Here is a 17,648-nt window from a genome sequence, read left to right on the forward strand (position 1 = left end):
GTATGAACTTCAAAAAAATCAGGCACAATACTACGGCCACGGTATTGTTAGTTATCCTCATTACAATTTGTAGAGGACTGACTGCTTCAGCACAGGAACAATCTATTGATAACAGCCTTAAAATTGGCGATAAGGCGCCGGCCCTGGAAGCTGTCTGGCTTAAAAATAAACCAAAAACAACTTTTGGTGATGGAAAAGTTCATGTCGTAGAATTTTGGGCGACCTGGTGTAACCCCTGTCGCATGGGCATGCCCCACTTATCAAAGATGGCGCAGAAATATAAGGGTCAGGTTGTAGTATCTGCTATAGATGTATGGGAGAGATCTCATCAGAAAGACAAAAGTATGGATCCTACCTCTCGGGTTAAGTCGTTTGTAGACAATTCGCATGATATGTTAGATTGCAGCGTTGGGATGGACACTGAAGATGAAAAGATAGTGAAGACTTGGCTGAGGCCCAAAAATGGGCTTCCTACAGCTTACGTAATCGACCAGTATGGTACGATTGTCTGGATTGGAAGTCCCTTCGGAGGTCTTTATCATGTTGTTCCACTAGTTTTGGCAGGTAAATTCAACGAAGCCGAGCGCGCTAAAATCAGACCGGCTTACCAAGCCCGGCTTGCTGAGCACCGCAAGTTTCAAAAAGAAGCTGAAGATGCCTTAAAAGCCGGTGATTATATGAAAGCTATCACTGCTGCGGATGCAGCCAATACTGTGGAGCCTGTTTTTGACGACTATATTATTCCAATAAAATACGAGGCGCTTGATCGTATGGATCGCGAAAAGGGACGTGCTTATGCGCGGGAACTGATGAATGGCTCCCATAAAAATGCCCCTGTATTGTTGATTTTGATGTGGGCACGCAGAATCCTTGATGAACAATATAAAAATCCTGATTATCAGATTGCATTAGAGCTCATGCAGGCTGGTATGCGTTGCACAGATTTTGGTGAGGGTTTCCAGGCCGAAATGCTTGCCAAGGCTTATGCAAAGGTTGGGGATTTAGAGAATGCTGTAAAGATCCAGGCGAAGATAGTCAAATCAATGGACGACCCAGTGAGAGAAGTTACGCCACAGGCTAAAGAGATAGCTTTAAAAAAAATGGAGGATTATAAAAGAGAATTAAAAAATGCAAATGATAAATAAATTAACGATTATCGGGATAGGGTTCCTGTTTTGGGCACTTCCTAATTCTGCACAAGAAGTCAAAAAAACAAAGGAAATAGAAAAGGTGATCGACAAAGTAATAGATCGGGCTTATAACACGACAGTGCAGATTGCCCGGTTTGATACGGTTTCGAAGAAAGCGTTGCCTGGCATTTTCAGTGGAACCGTAGTCACAAAAGAGGGACATATCCTCACTGCAGCACATGCCACACAACCCGATATGTGGTACGAGATTATGTTTCCCAATGGTGACAGATATATGGCAAAGGGGTACGGTAGAATTTCAATTGGCGGATTTTCTGCCCGCGGTAATTCTACAAGTCTGGATGCTGCAATGTTAAAAATCACAGGATCAGGTACATGGAATTTTGCAGAGATGGGAGAGAGTTCAACCATGAAGGTCGGAGAACTCTGCGTTAGCATAGCCTCACCAGCAACATTTAAGAATGGTAAACCGAATATCCGTTTAGGGCGTTTAACGAAAGTGAATTTTCAATCTGGTTTTATCGAGTCGACCTGCAAGATGGAGCCGGGCGATTCTGGTGGTGCATTGTTTAACAGTGAAGGAAAGCTAATTGGTGTTCACAGCTACATCAATGGAGGCGAAGAAGTCAACCTTGAAGTACCAGTTTATTATTTTAAAAAATATTGGTCTGCGCTAAATATTGCGAAAGATTATAAGTCACTGCCCGATTCTAACAAACTTGAACAGGAAGTGAAATCTTCAAATGTAGTCACCATTCTACCAATTCAGGAGCTTACTAAATTGACCAAAAAGGCGCTTGAAAGCGCAGTGACTGTCAGCAGTCTTGTAGGAGATAAAGCAAGTTCAATCGTAGGTACTTTAATCACATATGCGAAGCTTTCTAAAACAAAGACTTACGTTGTGAGTAAAAGTTCAATGGTAGGGGTTGAGCCCAAGGTTATGCTTGATGCCGTCGACCGGCCTGCTGCTGTAATCGCGAGAGATATAGAAAATGATTTAGTCTTACTGGAAGTTGACGCAGCAACATCTTCCAATAGTGTAAAGATCAACTTAGGTACAGATACATTGGCGATGCAATTTGCGAATTTAGGAGACCTGGTGATTTCAGCAAAAGGAAAGGGTCAGCAATATATCAGTGTACTCAGTACTAATTTTATTGATGTACCCCGCGGGATCGGTTATTTTGGAGCAGGAGCAAACTTTATTGATAAGAAGATTACTATCACCAGCATTATGCCTCGAGGGTCAGCAGATGGAATTTTAATGCTTAAAGACGTGATTACAGGAATTAATGGCCACCCTATCAGCCAACCCCAAGAGTATGGTGAGCAAGTAAATAAATATTTTGCCGGAGATACCATTACTGTTGAACTACTGCGCGACGGAAAAGAAATGCAGGTCAAATTTTATTATATTCCTTTCAGAATGAATCATATTGCTGAGCGGTTTGCGGGTGGACACAGCACCAAATCGGATGGCTATAAGAAAGTTCTTGTACATGATGGAGCTATACGTGCTGATGAGTGTGGTAGCCCGGTGTTTAACGGCAAGGGAGAGTTCTACGGTATTAATATCGCCAGAGTAAGCAGGACTTCGACCTTGATGTTGCCTTATGATATGATTAGAAGTTTTCTCGATAAATCAATGAGAAGTATTTAAGCAATGTTGCAAACCTTTATTCATTACAGCTTGCATTTTCTGGCACCAGGGCTTCTGGCGTACGTGTTCTTCAAAGACTGTTGGAAACGTGCCTGGTTAATCATGATTGCTACAATGCTGGTAGATCTGGATCATTTATTGGCTACTCCAATATTTGATCCGGGTCGATGCAGTATAGGTTTTCATCCCCTCCATTCCTACTATGCGATAGCTGCATATTTTCTATTGCTCATTCCAGTGAAAACAAGAATTATTGCAGTTGGATTATTATTTCATATGTTCACCGATTGGCAAGATTGTATGTGGCATTGAAACATTAACAATGTCTATCACACATTGATATTGAATTCCACTTCATCAGGAGGGAGGCATTTTTCATCATTACACACGCCATAGCCTAGCTTACCTTTCACAGTAACTTTCCCTTTTGATTTCAACAGGATCTTTTGCTGAAAAACCACTGATTTTTCAAAATGCCCAACATTCATTTGAAACATTTTGTCGTAGTGCACAATCGCTTTGGGCTCCAGCGTTTTACCACTCAAAGCATAGCTACTTGAAGGATAAAAATTGAATTCAGTTTTCGTCGGACCGCCGTCTGCTATTTTTTGTGAATAAATGTGCCATCCGTTGTCAATAGTAGCCTTCAAATAAATGATAGCTTCTTTTGCGTTTATACGTTTTGCAGCGTAACTCCATTTCACCGGTTGCAGGATTTGGGCATCAGCAAATTTGCAAATCAGACTTAGTACAATAAATAGTGCAATTTTTTTCATCAGTAGTAATTATTAGGTTCTCAATTTCTAAAGTTTACTTCTAAAATAGTTGATTTTTAGGGGTATTCCTACGCTTGAAGACAGATATGGTTGTAACATTTCTGATTAGATAATGACTTGGTTTGATGGAATTACACTTGCTTGCAAAGGGCTTATTTCTAACTGATGAGAACAGCTATAATTCCTGCTCCTTGTCCCTGATCACCATAAAATATTCCTTACCTTTTTTCTCCATTTTCACTTCATATTCAGGCCATTCGCCATCAAGGCTTCTGTGCATTAGTATATAAAAATCATCCTGATGATTGTAAGGCACTACCAGTTTATAACAATATAACCGCTTCAGCTTCTCAGGTTGGCGAACATCAATAATGACTTTCTCCTGCTCACCGGCTTTAAAAGAAGCGTCATTAGGAGGTGCCAACCTTAAAGCAATGGCATACAATTGTGGAATGGTGTAATTGCGGACAGTAATCATCTTTCCCCGCATAAACTCATCTGCGCTAACGCGACAGCTGCGCTTATAACCAGACTTATAACCGGTAAAAGCATAGATGTGAGTTCGGGTAGTTCCAGACTTAGGACAAGCTTTTTTAGTTTGGCCATAGCAAAAATTGAAGCAAAGCGCGGCCATTACGACCAATTTCATCGTTAGTTTCATTTTTATATTTTTTAATTTTCCTTAAATCCTGTAGCCGACACTACGTCATCTCGAGGTTACGAGAGATCTCTTGTTCAAGTAGGCTTTTCAGCAATCAATCTGGTCAAGTTAAACTCCTCTGTCCGAAACTCTTCTCCCGTATATTTTCCATAGGCCTTGTACTGTGCTATTCCATTTTTGGTGATGAACAACTGGTGTACATCCAGTTTGTTGTCTGGCTTATCCAATGTCCTTTCTTCCCCAAATTCCATTGTAATGAAAATATAATCTTCATGAGGACGAAGGATCTTCTCTATCAGATTGCCTGGTGTGGTACCAACATAATAACCCAAAGGGCTGTCCCAATACACATGTGCACAAAAATCTGTGTCCACTTTAAATTGGCTGACCGCTTCAAGGCGCTGCTTCATTTTGGCTTTCCAGTCTTCTGAGGTATGTATGATCGCAAAAGTAACCTCGTCCCATTTACTCATGGTACTGGCTTTTATTAGAATATACGGAGTTGGAACCTTAGATCTTTTCATAGCGTTCTTTTAGCCTGGTTTAAGCCGATATGATACAGAATCTGAAGTGGGGCTCAGGTTGGCTGCCTGATTGTGTTTCGCCTAATGCTTATCAAACGCAAAAAGCGCGGAACCCCACTTACCGCCACAGAGGCCCTAGGAGGCCCACAAACGAATAAGCGGAGCCCGCACTTTTAACAGCGCGAGCACCTTTCACTTATTCTCTCGTTTGTGCTTGAAATTTCCTAGGTTTCTGTAGCGAGATTCTTAAGTGCTAAATGCTTCAAATATTTTGAAGATTTTGCAAATGTATAATATTAGCTTATCACATACTTTTAATTTTTATCAAATATACTCAAAAGATAAAATTCAACCAAACATTTCTCTGTAATTAATATTTTGGATGATTTTGCAATATTTTGATTAAAAATCCAATATTTTAACACCCAAATACTGCTAAAGTAGCTGATTTTTTTGCGAAGGTCATGGAACAGATTGGGGGCTTGTATGGCCACTCCCTTGTGGCTGGATATTACCTAATTATTAGCAAGACCGGGGAGGAAGAGGATTGGAATGAAATATTCATCGCTTCTTTCAATTCTTCTTTTACAATTGCTTGCTTGTTCCTTAGTGTAACCTGAATGATTTACAAATCAAATCCCTCTGCTTTCAGATTTTTAAGAATCTTATTCTCGTCAACTGATGCATAATCGCTTTTATCATATATTTCAGCCAGGAGGACCTGCTCGTTTTTATAAACTACGCAAGTAATAACACGTGCGCCACCTGATTTGCCTCGACCTTTGCTGGTAATACTCATACGAACTTTGTACATATTTTTACCAAGAGGCTCTCCCAAATCTGGTGTGGAGATCAATTTGGTAGCAAGATCAGATATATCTTGTTTTAAAGATGGGTATTTTTTCGTTAATGTTTTAGCGGCTCGTCTGAATGTGTCACTAATCCTTATTTCAAAGCTCATCTAATAATTCAGATAATGAATAAGTTTTTAGTTTGCCTTGTTCAAATAATTCAGCGTCAGAAAATGCTTGCTTGTAGCGCGAAGTTAACTCTGCCTCTTGTAATTCCTCATCCTGATCTGCAAAATCTTTAATTAGCGCCTCTCTAACCTGTACCTTTTCCCTCTCAGTTAACCCCTTGAGGGCTTCAATAAGTTGTTTTACGGATAATTTTACAGCGATCATAACAATGTATTTTATTACAAAAATAATAATTATTTCCTACATAACCATATCCTGGAATTAGGTGATTATTATTTAGCTTTTTAGTTTCTTCATTTCTTCTGCTAATTCTAGTACAGCTTTGTTTTGATTCTTTTTACTCCGTCACCATTGATTAAGAATTCTGCTGGCGATCCACTACGATATTCTGTAACTTCGCTCGATCTGTGCTGTAGTTTTCTTTTGCTATCCTTTTGCTATTGTTTTGCTTCTCTTTTGCTATCCTTTTGCTTTTAGCAAAACAAAGCCAAAAAAAGAGCAATATAGAGGCAAAAATAAAGTAAGGTAAAATACCAGCGCAGTACAAGCTCATCCTCAATTCAAATGGGGGGAGATTAGTTAATGAAAACCGGTTGTGGAAAGAAATAATGGTCGACTGATGAAAGGAAACCTGGAGTTTTTTGAAGACACTACAGAAACCGTAGCGTCTTTTCAACGACTTCCTGTAAATGTATCGGAAGTTCCTCCGCATGATAAGGATGTGAGGCACCATAAACATGATTCGCACCTTCTATCTTCTGGATTTTGGCTTTCAATTGCTTTTGTGCAAGTTTCTGCGCCACGCTAAAATTCACATTTACGTCGTCATCGCCATGCAGAATAAGCCAGGGGATACTTACCCTCTTAGCTGCGGCAAGGATGTTGAATTCTTCTTTATGTTCATTAAAGTCCTCAAGAAGCGTACTGTTCAATGGCATTTTTTCTTTGGTTCGCGCATTCTCCACATAGATGGTTCCTGTTTCCTGCCATTCCTTTTCCTGTTCTTTCTTCCAAAGACTGGAAAAGTCGGATATCGCCGACCAGGTAATAAGTTTTGATATTCTGGAGTCGTTAGCTGCCTTTACGATGCTAAGCCCGCCACCCCGGCTGTGTCCGATCAGTATAACCGGCGATTCAAAATTCTTAGAAACGTAATCAATGACAAGATCCAGATCGTTTAATTCTTTACTGAGGGTATTTGAAGCAAAGGCTTCCATGTCAGTTACGTCATTGGGATTTTGCTCGGTTACCCCGCTATGAGAAAGGTTAAATTTGACATAACGATATCCTTTTCCGGCAAACCATGAAGCGACCTTGTTGTGCGCACCCCAATCTTTAAACCCTTTGAAGCCGTGGACAAAAATTATAGTACCCAGAATAGCCCGTTCATCGTCTAAGGTATAGTCGCCAAATATGATTTTTTTATCAGTCTCTGTAAGTGTAAATTGCGCTTTTTGTATCATACTTCACTATATTCTTGCTGTTTAACGAATATAACAAATTTAAAATTGGGATGTTTGAGGTACGCACTGTAATTTAGAGTCTTTCTAAATAGTTCTTTGTTACAGCACAATGACAGTGGATCAAGGTTCTGTTGTTACTTTTGTTTCGCTAAAAACAACAGGGTAACATATTTTGGAATATTTAAAGATCATTGCTTTTACACATAAACAGATTGACCTGAAGAGTCTGGGTAAGTTGGTGATATGTGAGCATACACTTGACGACAGGCTGAGAAACATTCAATCAGAGCTTGGAGTTAAGGAAATATTCTATGTAGGAACGTGTAACCGTGTTGAATTTGTATTTACCTCCGCCGAAAATTTAAATAAAGATTTTATTCAACGTTTCCTGACTGTACTGGATATGGGCTTGCCTGAGCAGTACATGGAACAATTCATTGCTAACGTATCTGCATATGAGCAAGTAGAGGCTTTTAATCATTTATTGAGAACCTCATGTTCATTAGAAAGCCTGGTAGTGGGAGAAAAAGAAATCCTGGCCCAAATCCGTAAAGCTTATGAAGCTTGTCGTGTTGCAGGGTTCACCGGTGATTACATGAGAATGATCATGAACCGGGTGGTAAAGACAGCCAAGGAGGTGTACACTCATACCAATATTTCTAAAAATCCTGTTTCTGTTGTTTCTCTGGCTTACCGCAAACTTCGTGACCTAAAGATGTGTGCCAACTCAAGGCTCCTGATCATAGGCGCTGGGGAGACCAATAAAAACATTGCTCAATACCTTAAAAAACATAAATATTCTAATTTCTCTGTTTTCAACAGAAGCGTTGAGAACGCTGAGGTTCTGGCTAAAGAGCTGAACGGGAAAGCGTATCCGCTGACTGAACTGGAAAATTTTAAAGAAGGCTTTGATGTAATCATCACCTGTACAGGAGCTACAGAGCCTATAATCACAGAGGAAATCTATACCAAATTGCTAAACGGCGATACCGGTAAAAAGGTAATCGTTGATCTTGCAATCCCAAATGACACGGCTCCTGCAGTTGTTAAAAATTTCCCATTGCACTTCATAGAGGTAGAGTCTTTAAAAGAAATTGCCCGTAAAAATATTCAGGAACGTTATGATGAGCTGGTAAATGCCGAGCACATCATTGATGAAAATATCAAAGATTTTGAACTGGTATTGCGCCAGCGCAAAATAGAAATCGCGATGAGCGGGGTTCCTCAGAAAATTAAAGAAATTAAGCATACTGCTATCAATGGTGTGTTTGCCGACGAGATCAACGGGCTGGATGAACAGTCGAGATTGGTGCTGGAACGCGTGATGAATTACATGGAAAAAAAATACATCAGCGTACCAATGGTAATGGCAAAGGAGATATTGGTAAAGAATAGCTAAATTTGCGCAAAAATTAGCATTAACGTGAAAAGACTTACTATAGGTACGAGAGGTAGCGACCTGGCTTTATGGCAAGCCAACTTCATTAAAGATAAACTTGCGGAGATCGGCGTAGAAGCGGATCTTAAGATCATTAAAACGCAGGGAGACAAGATTTTAAACTTACGACTGGATAAGCTGGAAGGCAAAGGTTTCTTTACCAAAGAACTCGAGGAAGAGCTTTTGGGAGGTACCGTAGATATCGCTGTGCACTCACATAAAGATCTACCAACGGTACATCCTGCAGGACTGACTATCGCCGCGGTGACGGAACGTGAAGATCCGGCGGAGCTATTGCTGATTTTAAAAGATTGTGTAGACATCAGTCAAAAACTCTCTTTAAAGACCGGTGCAATGGTGGGAACCTCTTCAAACAGACGTAAGGCGCAGCTATTGGCTTTAAGGACTGATCTGAATATTGAAGACCTGAGGGGGAATGTGCCGACCAGGATAGGTAAACTTCGTGATGAAGATTACGATGCGATTATGATTGCTAAAGCTGGTGTAAACCGTTTGAATATAGATCTTTCTGAATTTCATGTTGAGGTTGTAGATCCGGTGGAAATAGTGCCTGCTCCTGCACAAGGTGCACTTGCTATTCAAATCAGAGAAAATGATACAGCGCTCTTTGAAGTGCTACAAAAAATAAATCACCCGGAAACTGCGGAGGAAATTGCGGTGGAACGCAAGGTGCTGAACCTTTTTGAAGGCGGTTGCCACATGCCCTTGGGTTGCTATTGCAAAAGGGAAGACGGACAATACGAAGTATGGACTTCTAAAGCAGAAACCGATGAGGATTTTCCTGACCGTGTATTTTTTCGCGTGGATAGCCTGGAAGGACTTTCTGAAAAGATCGTTGCCAAGTTTGCTGCCGATAAAAAGAAACCTGCCAAGGTGTTCATTTCAAGGGAAGTAGGAGAACATAATTACTTTAGAAAGGCCTTAGAAAAACACAATATAGAGATTGAAGGCCGTTCGCTGATCCGTACTTTTCCAATAGTAAATGTACTGGATCCTTTTTACCTTAAACATATTGACTGGATATTTTTCAGCAGCAGAAATGCAGTTGATTATTTCTTCAAGCTAAAACCTGTTTTGCCTAAGCATGTGAAATTTGGTGTAGCCGGAAGAGGTTCTGAAGATTCGCTAAGGAGAGCAGGACACCTTGCTGATTATGTAGGTGAAGGAGGAGATATTGAGGAAGTAGCTGAACTTTTTGCTGAAGAAGTGGGTGGGAAAACAGTTTTATTCCCAAGAGCACAGGATTCTTTACAAAGTATCCAGAAAGCTTTAAAGCCAGATACTAAGGTGATTGATCTGCCAATCTATGAAACTGTCGTAGAAGACGAAATAGACCAGACTCATGCTGATGTATTGATTTTTACCAGTCCGTCGAATGTAGATGCGTATTTCGCTGATAACCTATTAGATCCGGGACAGCAGGTGATTGCCATAGGCAACTCTACCGGTAAAAAGTTTGATGAGATGGGGGTAAAATACATTTTGCCTTATTCCCCGGATGAGATCGGGCTGGCAGAGGCGGTTTTTGGAATTGATATGAAATAAAAATAGATTATGTTACAACGTCCGCGCAGATTAAGAAAGAATCCCATTGTAAGGGAAATGGTGGCTGAAACCAGGTTGTCTAAAGACATGTTCATATACCCGTACTTTGTAGTGCCGGGAAGCAATGTAACTCATGCTATAGATGCGATGCCGGGTATAAGTCATTTTTCTGAAGATACACTGATCAGAGACGTTGAAAAGGGATTAAAGCTTGGTGTGAATAAGATCATGCTTTTTGGTGTGGGTGATGAGAAGAGTGAAAATGCTGCGTCAGCATACCATGATCATTCTTTGGTTCCTTCTGCGGTGCGTCTGCTAAAGAAAAACTTTGGGGATGACCTTTATGTGGTGACTGATGTTTGCGTTTGTTCGTACACTACTCATGGTCACTGCGGGATCATGGAAAATGATTACGTGCAGAATGACCCTACTGTAGAGGTAATAGCCAAAATGGGATTGACCCATGCACAGGCCGGAGCGGATATGTTAGCACCTTCTGATATGATGGACGGTCGCATTGGTGCAATGAGAAGTGTTTTGGATGGTGCTGGTTTTGTAAACACCGCGATCATGAGTCATGCTACAAAATTTGCTTCAGCTTACTATGGCCCTTTTAGGGAGGCGGCAGACTGTGCGCCAAGCAAGGGCGACAGGAAAGCTTATCAGATGGATTTTAGAAATCCAAATGAGGCATTGAGAGAAGCATTGCTGGATGAGAATGAAGGGGCTGATGTGCTGATGGTAAAGCCAGGCTTGGCTTACCTGGACATTATTCAGACGCTGAAGCAAAATACAGATCTGCCTATAGCTTGCTATAATGTGTCAGGGGAATATTCCATGGTAAAAGCAGCAGCTGAAAAGGGTTGGATAGATGAGCAAAAAGTGGTGATGGAAACCATGCACGCTTTTGCCCGCGCAGGAGCAAGTATAATTACTACTTATCACATCAGGGATATGGTAGAGAAAAACTGGATATAAAATATGTTAGAATCGTTAAAGAAAATGTTTTCGGGGAATGAGGGTGAGGTACCTGTGAATACGGGTAGTAAGCCGGATATTTCCAGAGAAAAATCAGCCGAGCTATATGAGAAGGCAAAAAACTATTTTCCGGGTGGGGTAAACTCTCCGGTTAGGGCTTTCAAATCAGTATATGGTACTCCTTTGTTTATTCAAAAAGGTGACGGCTGCTTTGTTTGGGATGCTGACGGAAACCAGTTCATAGACTTTTGCGGCAGCTGGGGTCCATTGATCTTAGGGCATAACAACGCTAAAGTAAGAGAAAAAGTGACGGAGGTAATGCAGAGCGGGATGAGCTTCGGCGCACCCACAGCATTGGAGAACGAGCTCGCAGAACTGATCATCAAGAACAATAAATTTGTAGAGAAGATACGTTTTACCAGTTCAGGTACTGAAGCGGTGATGTCGGCCATTAGGCTGGCCCGTGGTTATACCGGACGTGATAAGATCATCAAATTTGAAGGCTGTTATCATGGTCACTCAGATTCATTACTGGTTAAAGCCGGTTCTGGACTGGTAACCTTTGGAGAAACCTCTTCAGCAGGTGTTCCTAAATCTTTCGCTCAGGAAACTATTGTGATTCCTTTGAATGATACTAAGGCCCTGGAAGCAGCTTTTGAACAGTTTAAAGGTGAAGTAGCAGCGGTGATTATAGAAGGCATACCAGCTAATAATGGTTTGTTGATGCAGGATGCAGAATATGTGCAGTTCCTTCAAAAGATTTGTAATGACAATAAAGCATTGCTGATTTTTGATGAGGTGATCACAGGATTCAGATTGGGATTTGAAGGAGCAGCCGGACATTATGGCATTAAGCCTGACATTGTTACCTATGGTAAAATTATAGGTGGTGGATTGCCTGTCGGAATGTATGGAGCTTCAGCAGAAATTATGGGTCACATCTCTCCGGATGGGGGTGTTTATCAGGCAGGTACCTTGTCGGGAAATCCGGTTGCGATGGCTGCCGGTATCGCACAATTGACTGAGCTACTGCGTTCTGGTTTCTATAAAGAGCTGAACAACAAAGCTTCGGAGTTTGCGGAGAGCATTCAGCGTTTTGCGACAGCAAGGAACTATAAATTAAAGGTATTCCATGTAGGGTCAATCTTCTGGCTGGCCTTTACAGATAAAGATAAAATCCAGACAGCTGAGGACATTGACCCGGCGAGCATGGAGAAATTTAAAGTAATGCACAGGGAATTACTGAACAGGGGAATCTACCTGGGTCCATCGGGTTATGAGGTTGGTTTTGTCTCTGCAGCACACACTAAAATAGAGCTTGAAAAAGCCAAAAGGGCAATATTTGATAGTCTCGATATTGTTTTCAGGAATAAGTAAATAATGGGTATATTTAGAAGGTAAAGCAGATAACATCTTGAAAAAATCGATCATTATATTTTATTTTCTTTTGCTGTATTCAGTGATTCAACTGATCTCCTGGGGTACGCTTGTGGTAAAATTACAGCCTGCGAGAATGGCAATGGTAATGGGAGAGGGATCAGTGTTTTTGTTTTTATTAGGTGTTGGCGCTTATTTTCTGCATAAATCAATAAAAAAGGAAGAGAAACTAAGAGAGCAGCAGCAAAACTTTTTGTTGTCTGTGACCCATGAGTTGAAATCGCCTTTAGCGGCCATTAAGCTGTCCATTCAAACCATTGTAAAAAGAGATCTGGATAAAGCAAGGCAAACTTCTTTGCTGAGTAATTCCCTGAAGGATATTGAGCGTTTGGATGACCTGGTGGAAAACATGCTGCTGGCTACAAAAATAGAGAACAGGTCATATTCGTTTCCAAAAGAAGAATTTGATTTCTCTGAACTGGTAAGTAAGATTACCGATCGCCTGCAGATCCATTCTTGTGGCTGCGAACAGGTGATCAGCCCTAGTATAAAGCCCGGAATTAAGCTCATGGGAGACCAGTTTGCGCTTTCTTCTGTGGTTACCAATCTTGTTGAAAATGCAGTTAAATATTCAGGACCTTGTGCGGAAGTTGAGGTAGAATTGCTACAAAAGGATGGTCATCCTTTTTTAAAAGTAGCTGACAAGGGGCCTGGCATACCTGATGATGAAAAGATGCTGATATTCGATAAATTTTACCGCGTTGGTGATGAGAATGTCAGAAAATCAAAAGGTACAGGTTTAGGCCTGTTTATTGTTAAGGAAGTTCTACAAAGCCATGACGCTGACATCAGCGTTAGAGATAACGTACCGCATGGTGCAATTTTTGAAATAACATTTAATTGATTATGCCACAGAAATTAAGAATATTACTGGTTGAAGATGAAGACCACTTATTAGATGCAATAAAATTAAACCTTGAATTGGAAGGTTATAAAGTTCACGCTGTTAAAGACGGAAAAACTGCTTTAAAGGTTTTTAAAGAAGAACGTTTTAACTTGATAATCCTGGATGTAATGCTTCCTGAAATGGACGGATTCCAGGTTTGTGAAACCATCCGCTTAGAAAACACTGAGGTTCCTATACTTTTCCTTACTGCTAAAAATACAAGCGAAGACCGTGTAATGGGTCTGAAAAAAGGAGCAGACGATTATTTAGTGAAACCGTTTAACCTGGAAGAACTGATCCTTAGGGTAGGTATTTTGGTGAAACGCAGCATGAAAGCTGATGACCTGAAAGAGCTGAACTCTTATAAAATAGGAGATAAGACTATTTATTTCAATTCATTCGAACTGAAACAAGATGATGGTGTGATTGTACCCCTGACTAAAAAGGAAACCATGCTGCTGAAGTTGTTGATTGAACGTAAGAATGAGGCAGTGTCACGTGAGCAGATCCTGGAGACTGTTTGGAATTATGACGTTTATCCGTCAACTCGTACTATTGATAATTTTATCCTGACTTTCCGTAAGTATTTTGAGCCAGATCAAAAAAATCCGGTTTATTTCCATTCAATCAGAGGTGTAGGTTATAAATTCACTGACATTCATTAATGTATAACGCCAAAGGCAGGTATGCACTAATGGCGCTTTTTATAGCAGCCGCTATTGTATGCCTTTTTTACGATCAAAACCAGCTGGCAGCGTTGGGCGGATTAATGTTCGCTTTCGTGCTATGGAGTCATTTTAAACATAGTTCTATCGTGCTTGCTTCCAAGTATTTCCAAAAAGGGGATTATGACCGTACAGAACGGTTGCTGGCTGAGGTTCCAAACCCCGACAGACTGGCACGAAACAGAAGAGGGTATTACGAATTTATGCGAGCCAATATTGCCTTGAAAAAGGAAGATTATGAGGTGGCAGAGCATCATTTTCAAATTGCCAGCCGCTTTCCTTTAGGAGGTAAAAATGACAAAGCATTTGTAATGATCCACCTGGCAAATCTGGCGTTGAGAAAGAAAGACGGGGAGAGAAGCCGGGCTTATATCGCGAAAGCGAAAGAACTCGCAAGTACGCCAAAAGCACAAGACATAATTAATAAAATAGAGAAAGAAGCGAACAGCTTATAAAACAATTAGATTTTAGATGAACACGTTATTTTTAGATGCAGCATTTTCAAAGCAAACAGAGCGCCCACCGGTATGGATGATGCGTCAGGCAGGTCGTTTTATGCCTCAGTATTGGGAGATCAAGAACAAATACTCGTTTTTGGAGATGTGCAAAACACCTGAAATTGCTGCTGATGTAACGATGTTGCCCGTTGACCTGCTAGGTATAGATGCGGCAATCTTGTTCTCTGATATCCTGGTCACCGGAGAAGCAATGGGAGGAGACCTGAGCTTTACCCAGGGAGTAGGACCCAAATTTGCAAATCCTGTGCGTACATTGAAAGACGTAGATGCCCTGGAAGTAGATGTGCTGGATCGTTTGCAGTATGTAGCCGACGCCATCAAAGTGATTCAACAGCGGTTAAATGGAAGTATTCCATTGATCGGTTTTGCAGGCGCTCCTTTTACAGTAATGAGTTACCTTGTTGAGGGAGGTTCTTCTAAAGACTTCAAGTTGACTAAGCTCCTGATGCACAATCAGCCTGAAGTGGCTCATAAGTTATTGGCTAAAATTGCGAAAGTTACTGCTGATTACCTGAATCTTCAGATTGCTGCGGGTGTAAATGCCATTCAGATTTTTGACAGCTGGGCATTGGCATTGTCTTGGAACGATTACCAGGAGTTTTCTCACCGATATATTCAAGAGATCATTGCCAATTTGAACAGGAAAGACATCCCGGTGATCTCTTTCTGCAAAGGAAGTTCTGTATTTGCACCTGTTATGGCAGAAGCTAAGCCGGATGTGATCTCGGTAGACTGGAACGCAGATCTGCTGAATATAAAAAACAGTTTGCCTGCTGGTATTGCTGTTCAGGGAAACCTGGATCCGCATATCCTTTATGCAGATAAGCCGGTGATCAAAAGAGAGATCTTACGTTTGTTTGAGCGCATGCGCGGACAAAATGGATTCATCTTTAACCTGGGACATGGTATCATGCCGGATATCCCTTTTGATCATGTGAAATATGCAATAGAAGTGATCAAGGAATTTAAATACTAATATTTTTTCAATGGAGAAGTACGACTACTACTATTACGTCATGGCTGTTCATATCATCTTTGTGGTGAGCTGGATGGCAGGATTGTTTTATAGCGTGCGACTCTTTATATATCATACTGAAGCAGAGGGACGGAATGAGCCAGACCGCAGTATCCTGAAAACGGAATACGAAAGGATGGAGTCCAAACTCTGGCACATCATCACCACTCCTGCAATGGTACTCACAGTACTAGCAGGGGTGGGCATGGTTTGTAAACGCCCGTGGCTGCTTTCTTTGCCCTGGTTTCATGTGAAGCTCGGGTTTGTAGTCCTGTTGCTGATCTATCATTTCATTTGCCAGAATATCATGAAACAATTGAAACATGGCAAATGCAAAATGAGCTCTTTTAAGCTTCGTTTGTGGAATGAGGTGGCCACAATTCTTTTGGTGGCCATTGTGTTTACTGTAGTGCTTAAAAATGCTGTAGACTGGATTTATGGCCTTGTTGGCCTCATTATATTCGCTGTAGTCATCATGCTCGCTGTAAAATGGTACAAGCATTACCGAAAAAAACACGACTGCTAAGTCGATCCCCTAAAAATATTTTCAATCCCTGTGCAACCTTTTCAAGAGTTGCCTCATCTTCTATATACCAAACACACAAATGAAATTGACGCAATATAGAATTGATGAACTATTAGAAGGATGCAAAGCAGACAACCGAAAGATGCAGGAGGCGCTTTATACGCAAACCTCATCTAAGATGCTTGCTGTTTGCATGCGTTATGCTAAAGATAGAATGGAGGCTGAAGATGTATTGCAGATGGGTTATATTAAAGTTTTTCAAAAGGTAAAAGAATACCGTGGGGACGGCTCTTTTGAAGGATGGATACGAAGGATTATGGTGAATACTGCTATTGAGAGTTACCGTAAAAATCTGAGATCGATGAATGTGGTTCCCATTGAAGATGCACATGAACAACCTGCAACCGGTTTTGATTTTAGCCGCTTAGGCATGCAGGATTTAATGAAAGTAATACAAAAATTAGCAGACGGGTACAGGGTTGTATTTAACATGTATATTATAGAAGGCTACTCTCATAAGGAAATCTCAGAAACACTGGGGATTTCCGAAGGAGCAAGCAAATCGCAATTGTCGAGGGCAAGAGCAATATTAAGAGAAGAAATTATGAAAATGGAGGGCATAAATTATGCAACACATGCAGGATAAAGAGTTTGATCAGTTATTTAAAGATCGGTTCGAAGAAGCTGAGGTACAGCCATCTTCAGGTCTGTGGAATAATATTTCCGCCGAGCTGGAGCCTAAACGTAAGACTGGCTTGCAGATTTACTGGATGGCAGCAGCGGTAGCAGTGATGGTTGTGGGTATTGGATTACTGGTGCCTAAAACTGAAAAGATCAGGCTGCAGGCACCTGCTGAAATCGCAGATGTTAAAGCTAAAGATATTTCAAAGCCTTCAGCTGATCGGGTTATTGATGAGACAGAATCTGATCAGTCTTATAAAAGCACACCTCTTGTTATCGCTCCGCGATTAAAGCCAGAGGGTCAGAAAAAAACAATAATCTTCGTGCAACCTAAAGTTGTAGATGAGCATCTTGTTAATAACGCGGCAGATGTAAAGGATCATACACCGGTTATGGTAAAATCTTCTGCAACTGCAGATGTGCCAATTGTAATCGCAAGTGCAAATACAAGTGATCAGAACAAGGTAAATGAAATAACTGAGACGGAACAGCCTGAGCGTAAGGGAATCAGGAATGTAGGAGACCTGGTCAATTATGTAGTTGATAAAGTAGATAAGAGAGACAATAAAATTTTAAAATTTAATACCGATGAGGATGACAATTCATCATTGATAGCCATCAACATTGGATTTATAAAACTGAATTCAAAAAGACACAAATAAA

General features: G+C 40.9%; 20 protein-coding genes. 14 read left to right on the forward strand and 6 right to left on the reverse strand.

Annotation, left to right across the window (positions count from 1 at the left end; genetic code table 11):
* Window positions 1–2 precede the first annotated feature (2 nt).
* Genes R2Q78_RS11670 through R2Q78_RS11680 form a run of 3 tightly spaced genes read left to right on the forward strand, consistent with a single transcriptional unit; the run spans window position 3 to window position 3,123 of the window.
* On the forward strand, window positions 3–1,145 hold the full coding sequence (locus R2Q78_RS11670; protein WP_316792038.1) for a TlpA disulfide reductase family protein: 1,143 nt from the start codon (window positions 3–5) through the stop codon (window positions 1,143–1,145).
* The gene (locus R2Q78_RS11675) at window positions 1,135–2,811 is read left to right on the forward strand and encodes a trypsin-like peptidase domain-containing protein (protein ID WP_316792042.1); all 1,677 of its coding nucleotides are present in this window, start codon (window positions 1,135–1,137) and stop codon (window positions 2,809–2,811) included. The genes R2Q78_RS11670 and R2Q78_RS11675 overlap by 11 nt, the downstream gene beginning before the upstream one ends.
* Before the next feature lie 3 nt (window positions 2,812–2,814).
* Complete coding sequence (locus R2Q78_RS11680; RefSeq protein ID WP_316792045.1) at window positions 2,815–3,123, forward strand: DUF6122 family protein; 309 nt, start codon at window positions 2,815–2,817, stop codon at window positions 3,121–3,123.
* A 17-nt stretch (window positions 3,124–3,140) separates the two neighbouring features.
* On the opposite strand, the gene R2Q78_RS11685 is transcribed toward R2Q78_RS11680, so the two are convergent.
* The 6 genes from R2Q78_RS11685 to R2Q78_RS11710 all read right to left on the reverse strand — a co-directional run bounded on the left by R2Q78_RS11685 (window position 3,141) and on the right by R2Q78_RS11710 (window position 7,215).
* Window positions 3,141–3,587: a protein-disulfide reductase DsbD domain-containing protein gene (locus tag R2Q78_RS11685; protein ID WP_316792047.1), complete on the reverse strand. Its 447-nt coding sequence runs from the start codon at window positions 3,585–3,587 to the stop codon at window positions 3,141–3,143.
* A 175-nt stretch (window positions 3,588–3,762) separates the two neighbouring features.
* Complete coding sequence (locus R2Q78_RS11690) at window positions 3,763–4,248, reverse strand: hypothetical protein (protein WP_316792049.1); 486 nt, start codon at window positions 4,246–4,248, stop codon at window positions 3,763–3,765.
* Between the two features lie 74 nt (window positions 4,249–4,322).
* The gene (locus R2Q78_RS11695; protein ID WP_316792050.1) at window positions 4,323–4,772 is read right to left on the reverse strand and encodes a hypothetical protein; all 450 of its coding nucleotides are present in this window, start codon (window positions 4,770–4,772) and stop codon (window positions 4,323–4,325) included.
* Between the two features lie 625 nt (window positions 4,773–5,397).
* The gene (locus R2Q78_RS11700) at window positions 5,398–5,733 is read right to left on the reverse strand and encodes a hypothetical protein (RefSeq protein WP_316792052.1); all 336 of its coding nucleotides are present in this window, start codon (window positions 5,731–5,733) and stop codon (window positions 5,398–5,400) included.
* The gene (locus R2Q78_RS11705; RefSeq protein ID WP_316792054.1) at window positions 5,723–5,956 is read right to left on the reverse strand and encodes a hypothetical protein; all 234 of its coding nucleotides are present in this window, start codon (window positions 5,954–5,956) and stop codon (window positions 5,723–5,725) included. The genes R2Q78_RS11700 and R2Q78_RS11705 overlap by 11 nt, the downstream gene beginning before the upstream one ends.
* Before the next feature lie 446 nt (window positions 5,957–6,402).
* Window positions 6,403–7,215 carry an alpha/beta hydrolase gene (locus R2Q78_RS11710; RefSeq protein WP_316792056.1) on the reverse strand — a complete coding sequence of 271 codons (813 nt, stop codon included), beginning with the start codon at window positions 7,213–7,215 and terminating at the stop codon, window positions 6,403–6,405.
* Window positions 7,216–7,387: 172 nt separating this feature from the next.
* Between R2Q78_RS11710 and hemA the strand changes: the two genes are divergently transcribed.
* From hemA to R2Q78_RS11765, 11 genes are all read left to right on the forward strand, one after another.
* Window positions 7,388–8,614, forward strand: a complete 1,227-nt coding sequence (hemA, locus tag R2Q78_RS11715) for a glutamyl-tRNA reductase (RefSeq protein WP_316792058.1) — start codon at window positions 7,388–7,390, stop codon at window positions 8,612–8,614.
* A gap of 24 nt (window positions 8,615–8,638) precedes the next feature.
* Window positions 8,639–10,219, forward strand: coding sequence for a hydroxymethylbilane synthase (hemC, locus tag R2Q78_RS11720; RefSeq protein ID WP_316792060.1), 1,581 nt, complete (start codon window positions 8,639–8,641; stop codon window positions 10,217–10,219).
* Between the two features lie 9 nt (window positions 10,220–10,228).
* Window positions 10,229–11,197, forward strand: a complete 969-nt coding sequence (gene hemB / locus R2Q78_RS11725) for a porphobilinogen synthase (protein WP_316792062.1) — start codon at window positions 10,229–10,231, stop codon at window positions 11,195–11,197.
* 3 nt (window positions 11,198–11,200) lie between these two features.
* Window positions 11,201–12,574 carry a glutamate-1-semialdehyde 2,1-aminomutase gene (gene hemL, locus R2Q78_RS11730; protein WP_136833971.1) on the forward strand — a complete coding sequence of 458 codons (1,374 nt, stop codon included), beginning with the start codon at window positions 11,201–11,203 and terminating at the stop codon, window positions 12,572–12,574.
* Window positions 12,575–12,611: 37 nt separating this feature from the next.
* Window positions 12,612–13,478 (forward strand): sensor histidine kinase, encoded by an 867-nt coding sequence (locus tag R2Q78_RS11735; protein WP_136833972.1) that lies wholly within the window; start codon window positions 12,612–12,614, stop codon window positions 13,476–13,478.
* A 2-nt stretch (window positions 13,479–13,480) separates the two neighbouring features.
* Window positions 13,481–14,185 carry a response regulator transcription factor gene (locus R2Q78_RS11740; RefSeq protein WP_108203296.1) on the forward strand — a complete coding sequence of 235 codons (705 nt, stop codon included), beginning with the start codon at window positions 13,481–13,483 and terminating at the stop codon, window positions 14,183–14,185.
* Window positions 14,185–14,700 carry a hypothetical protein gene (locus tag R2Q78_RS11745; RefSeq protein WP_316792074.1) on the forward strand — a complete coding sequence of 172 codons (516 nt, stop codon included), beginning with the start codon at window positions 14,185–14,187 and terminating at the stop codon, window positions 14,698–14,700. The genes R2Q78_RS11740 and R2Q78_RS11745 overlap by 1 nt, the downstream gene beginning before the upstream one ends.
* Window positions 14,701–14,716: 16 nt before the next feature.
* Window positions 14,717–15,739, forward strand: coding sequence for a uroporphyrinogen decarboxylase (gene hemE, locus R2Q78_RS11750; protein WP_316792076.1), 1,023 nt, complete (start codon window positions 14,717–14,719; stop codon window positions 15,737–15,739).
* Between the two features lie 10 nt (window positions 15,740–15,749).
* Window positions 15,750–16,304, forward strand: coding sequence for a protoporphyrinogen oxidase HemJ (gene hemJ, locus R2Q78_RS11755; RefSeq protein ID WP_316792077.1), 555 nt, complete (start codon window positions 15,750–15,752; stop codon window positions 16,302–16,304).
* A 79-nt stretch (window positions 16,305–16,383) separates the two neighbouring features.
* Window positions 16,384–16,950, forward strand: a complete 567-nt coding sequence (locus tag R2Q78_RS11760; protein ID WP_316792080.1) for an RNA polymerase sigma factor — start codon at window positions 16,384–16,386, stop codon at window positions 16,948–16,950.
* Window positions 16,940–17,647: a hypothetical protein gene (locus R2Q78_RS11765; protein WP_316792082.1), complete on the forward strand. Its 708-nt coding sequence runs from the start codon at window positions 16,940–16,942 to the stop codon at window positions 17,645–17,647. Before R2Q78_RS11760 ends, R2Q78_RS11765 begins: the two co-directional genes overlap by 11 nt.
* The last annotated feature ends 1 nt before the right edge of the window (window position 17,648 follow it).

The organism is Pedobacter frigoris (genome assembly GCF_032678645.1).
GTDB lineage: Bacteria > Bacteroidota > Bacteroidia > Sphingobacteriales > Sphingobacteriaceae > Pedobacter > Pedobacter frigoris_A.

Excerpts from the sequence above, each read along its gene's own strand:
- hemE (WP_316792076.1), top strand. The coding sequence starts at position 14,717 with ATGAACACGTTATTTTTAGATGCAGCATTTTCAAAGCAAACAGAGCGC.
- R2Q78_RS11760 (WP_316792080.1), top strand. The coding sequence starts at position 16,384 with ATGAAATTGACGCAATATAGAATTGATGAACTATTAGAAGGATGCAAA.
- R2Q78_RS11700 (WP_316792052.1), bottom strand. The coding sequence starts at position 5,733 with ATGAGCTTTGAAATAAGGATTAGTGACACATTCAGACGAGCCGCTAAA.
- R2Q78_RS11685 (WP_316792047.1), bottom strand. The coding sequence starts at position 3,587 with ATGAAAAAAATTGCACTATTTATTGTACTAAGTCTGATTTGCAAATTT.
- hemL (WP_136833971.1), top strand. The coding sequence starts at position 11,201 with ATGTTAGAATCGTTAAAGAAAATGTTTTCGGGGAATGAGGGTGAGGTA.
- R2Q78_RS11675 (WP_316792042.1), top strand. The coding sequence starts at position 1,135 with ATGATAAATAAATTAACGATTATCGGGATAGGGTTCCTGTTTTGGGCA.
- R2Q78_RS11705 (WP_316792054.1), bottom strand. The coding sequence starts at position 5,956 with ATGATCGCTGTAAAATTATCCGTAAAACAACTTATTGAAGCCCTCAAG.
- hemJ (WP_316792077.1), top strand. The coding sequence starts at position 15,750 with ATGGAGAAGTACGACTACTACTATTACGTCATGGCTGTTCATATCATC.
- R2Q78_RS11680 (WP_316792045.1), top strand. The coding sequence starts at position 2,815 with ATGTTGCAAACCTTTATTCATTACAGCTTGCATTTTCTGGCACCAGGG.
- hemB (WP_316792062.1), top strand. The coding sequence starts at position 10,229 with ATGTTACAACGTCCGCGCAGATTAAGAAAGAATCCCATTGTAAGGGAA.
- R2Q78_RS11690 (WP_316792049.1), bottom strand. The coding sequence starts at position 4,248 with ATGAAACTAACGATGAAATTGGTCGTAATGGCCGCGCTTTGCTTCAAT.
- R2Q78_RS11765 (WP_316792082.1), top strand. The coding sequence starts at position 16,940 with ATGCAGGATAAAGAGTTTGATCAGTTATTTAAAGATCGGTTCGAAGAA.
- R2Q78_RS11745 (WP_316792074.1), top strand. The coding sequence starts at position 14,185 with ATGTATAACGCCAAAGGCAGGTATGCACTAATGGCGCTTTTTATAGCA.
- R2Q78_RS11670 (WP_316792038.1), top strand. The coding sequence starts at position 3 with ATGAACTTCAAAAAAATCAGGCACAATACTACGGCCACGGTATTGTTA.
- R2Q78_RS11710 (WP_316792056.1), bottom strand. The coding sequence starts at position 7,215 with ATGATACAAAAAGCGCAATTTACACTTACAGAGACTGATAAAAAAATC.
- R2Q78_RS11740 (WP_108203296.1), top strand. The coding sequence starts at position 13,481 with ATGCCACAGAAATTAAGAATATTACTGGTTGAAGATGAAGACCACTTA.
- R2Q78_RS11695 (WP_316792050.1), bottom strand. The coding sequence starts at position 4,772 with ATGAAAAGATCTAAGGTTCCAACTCCGTATATTCTAATAAAAGCCAGT.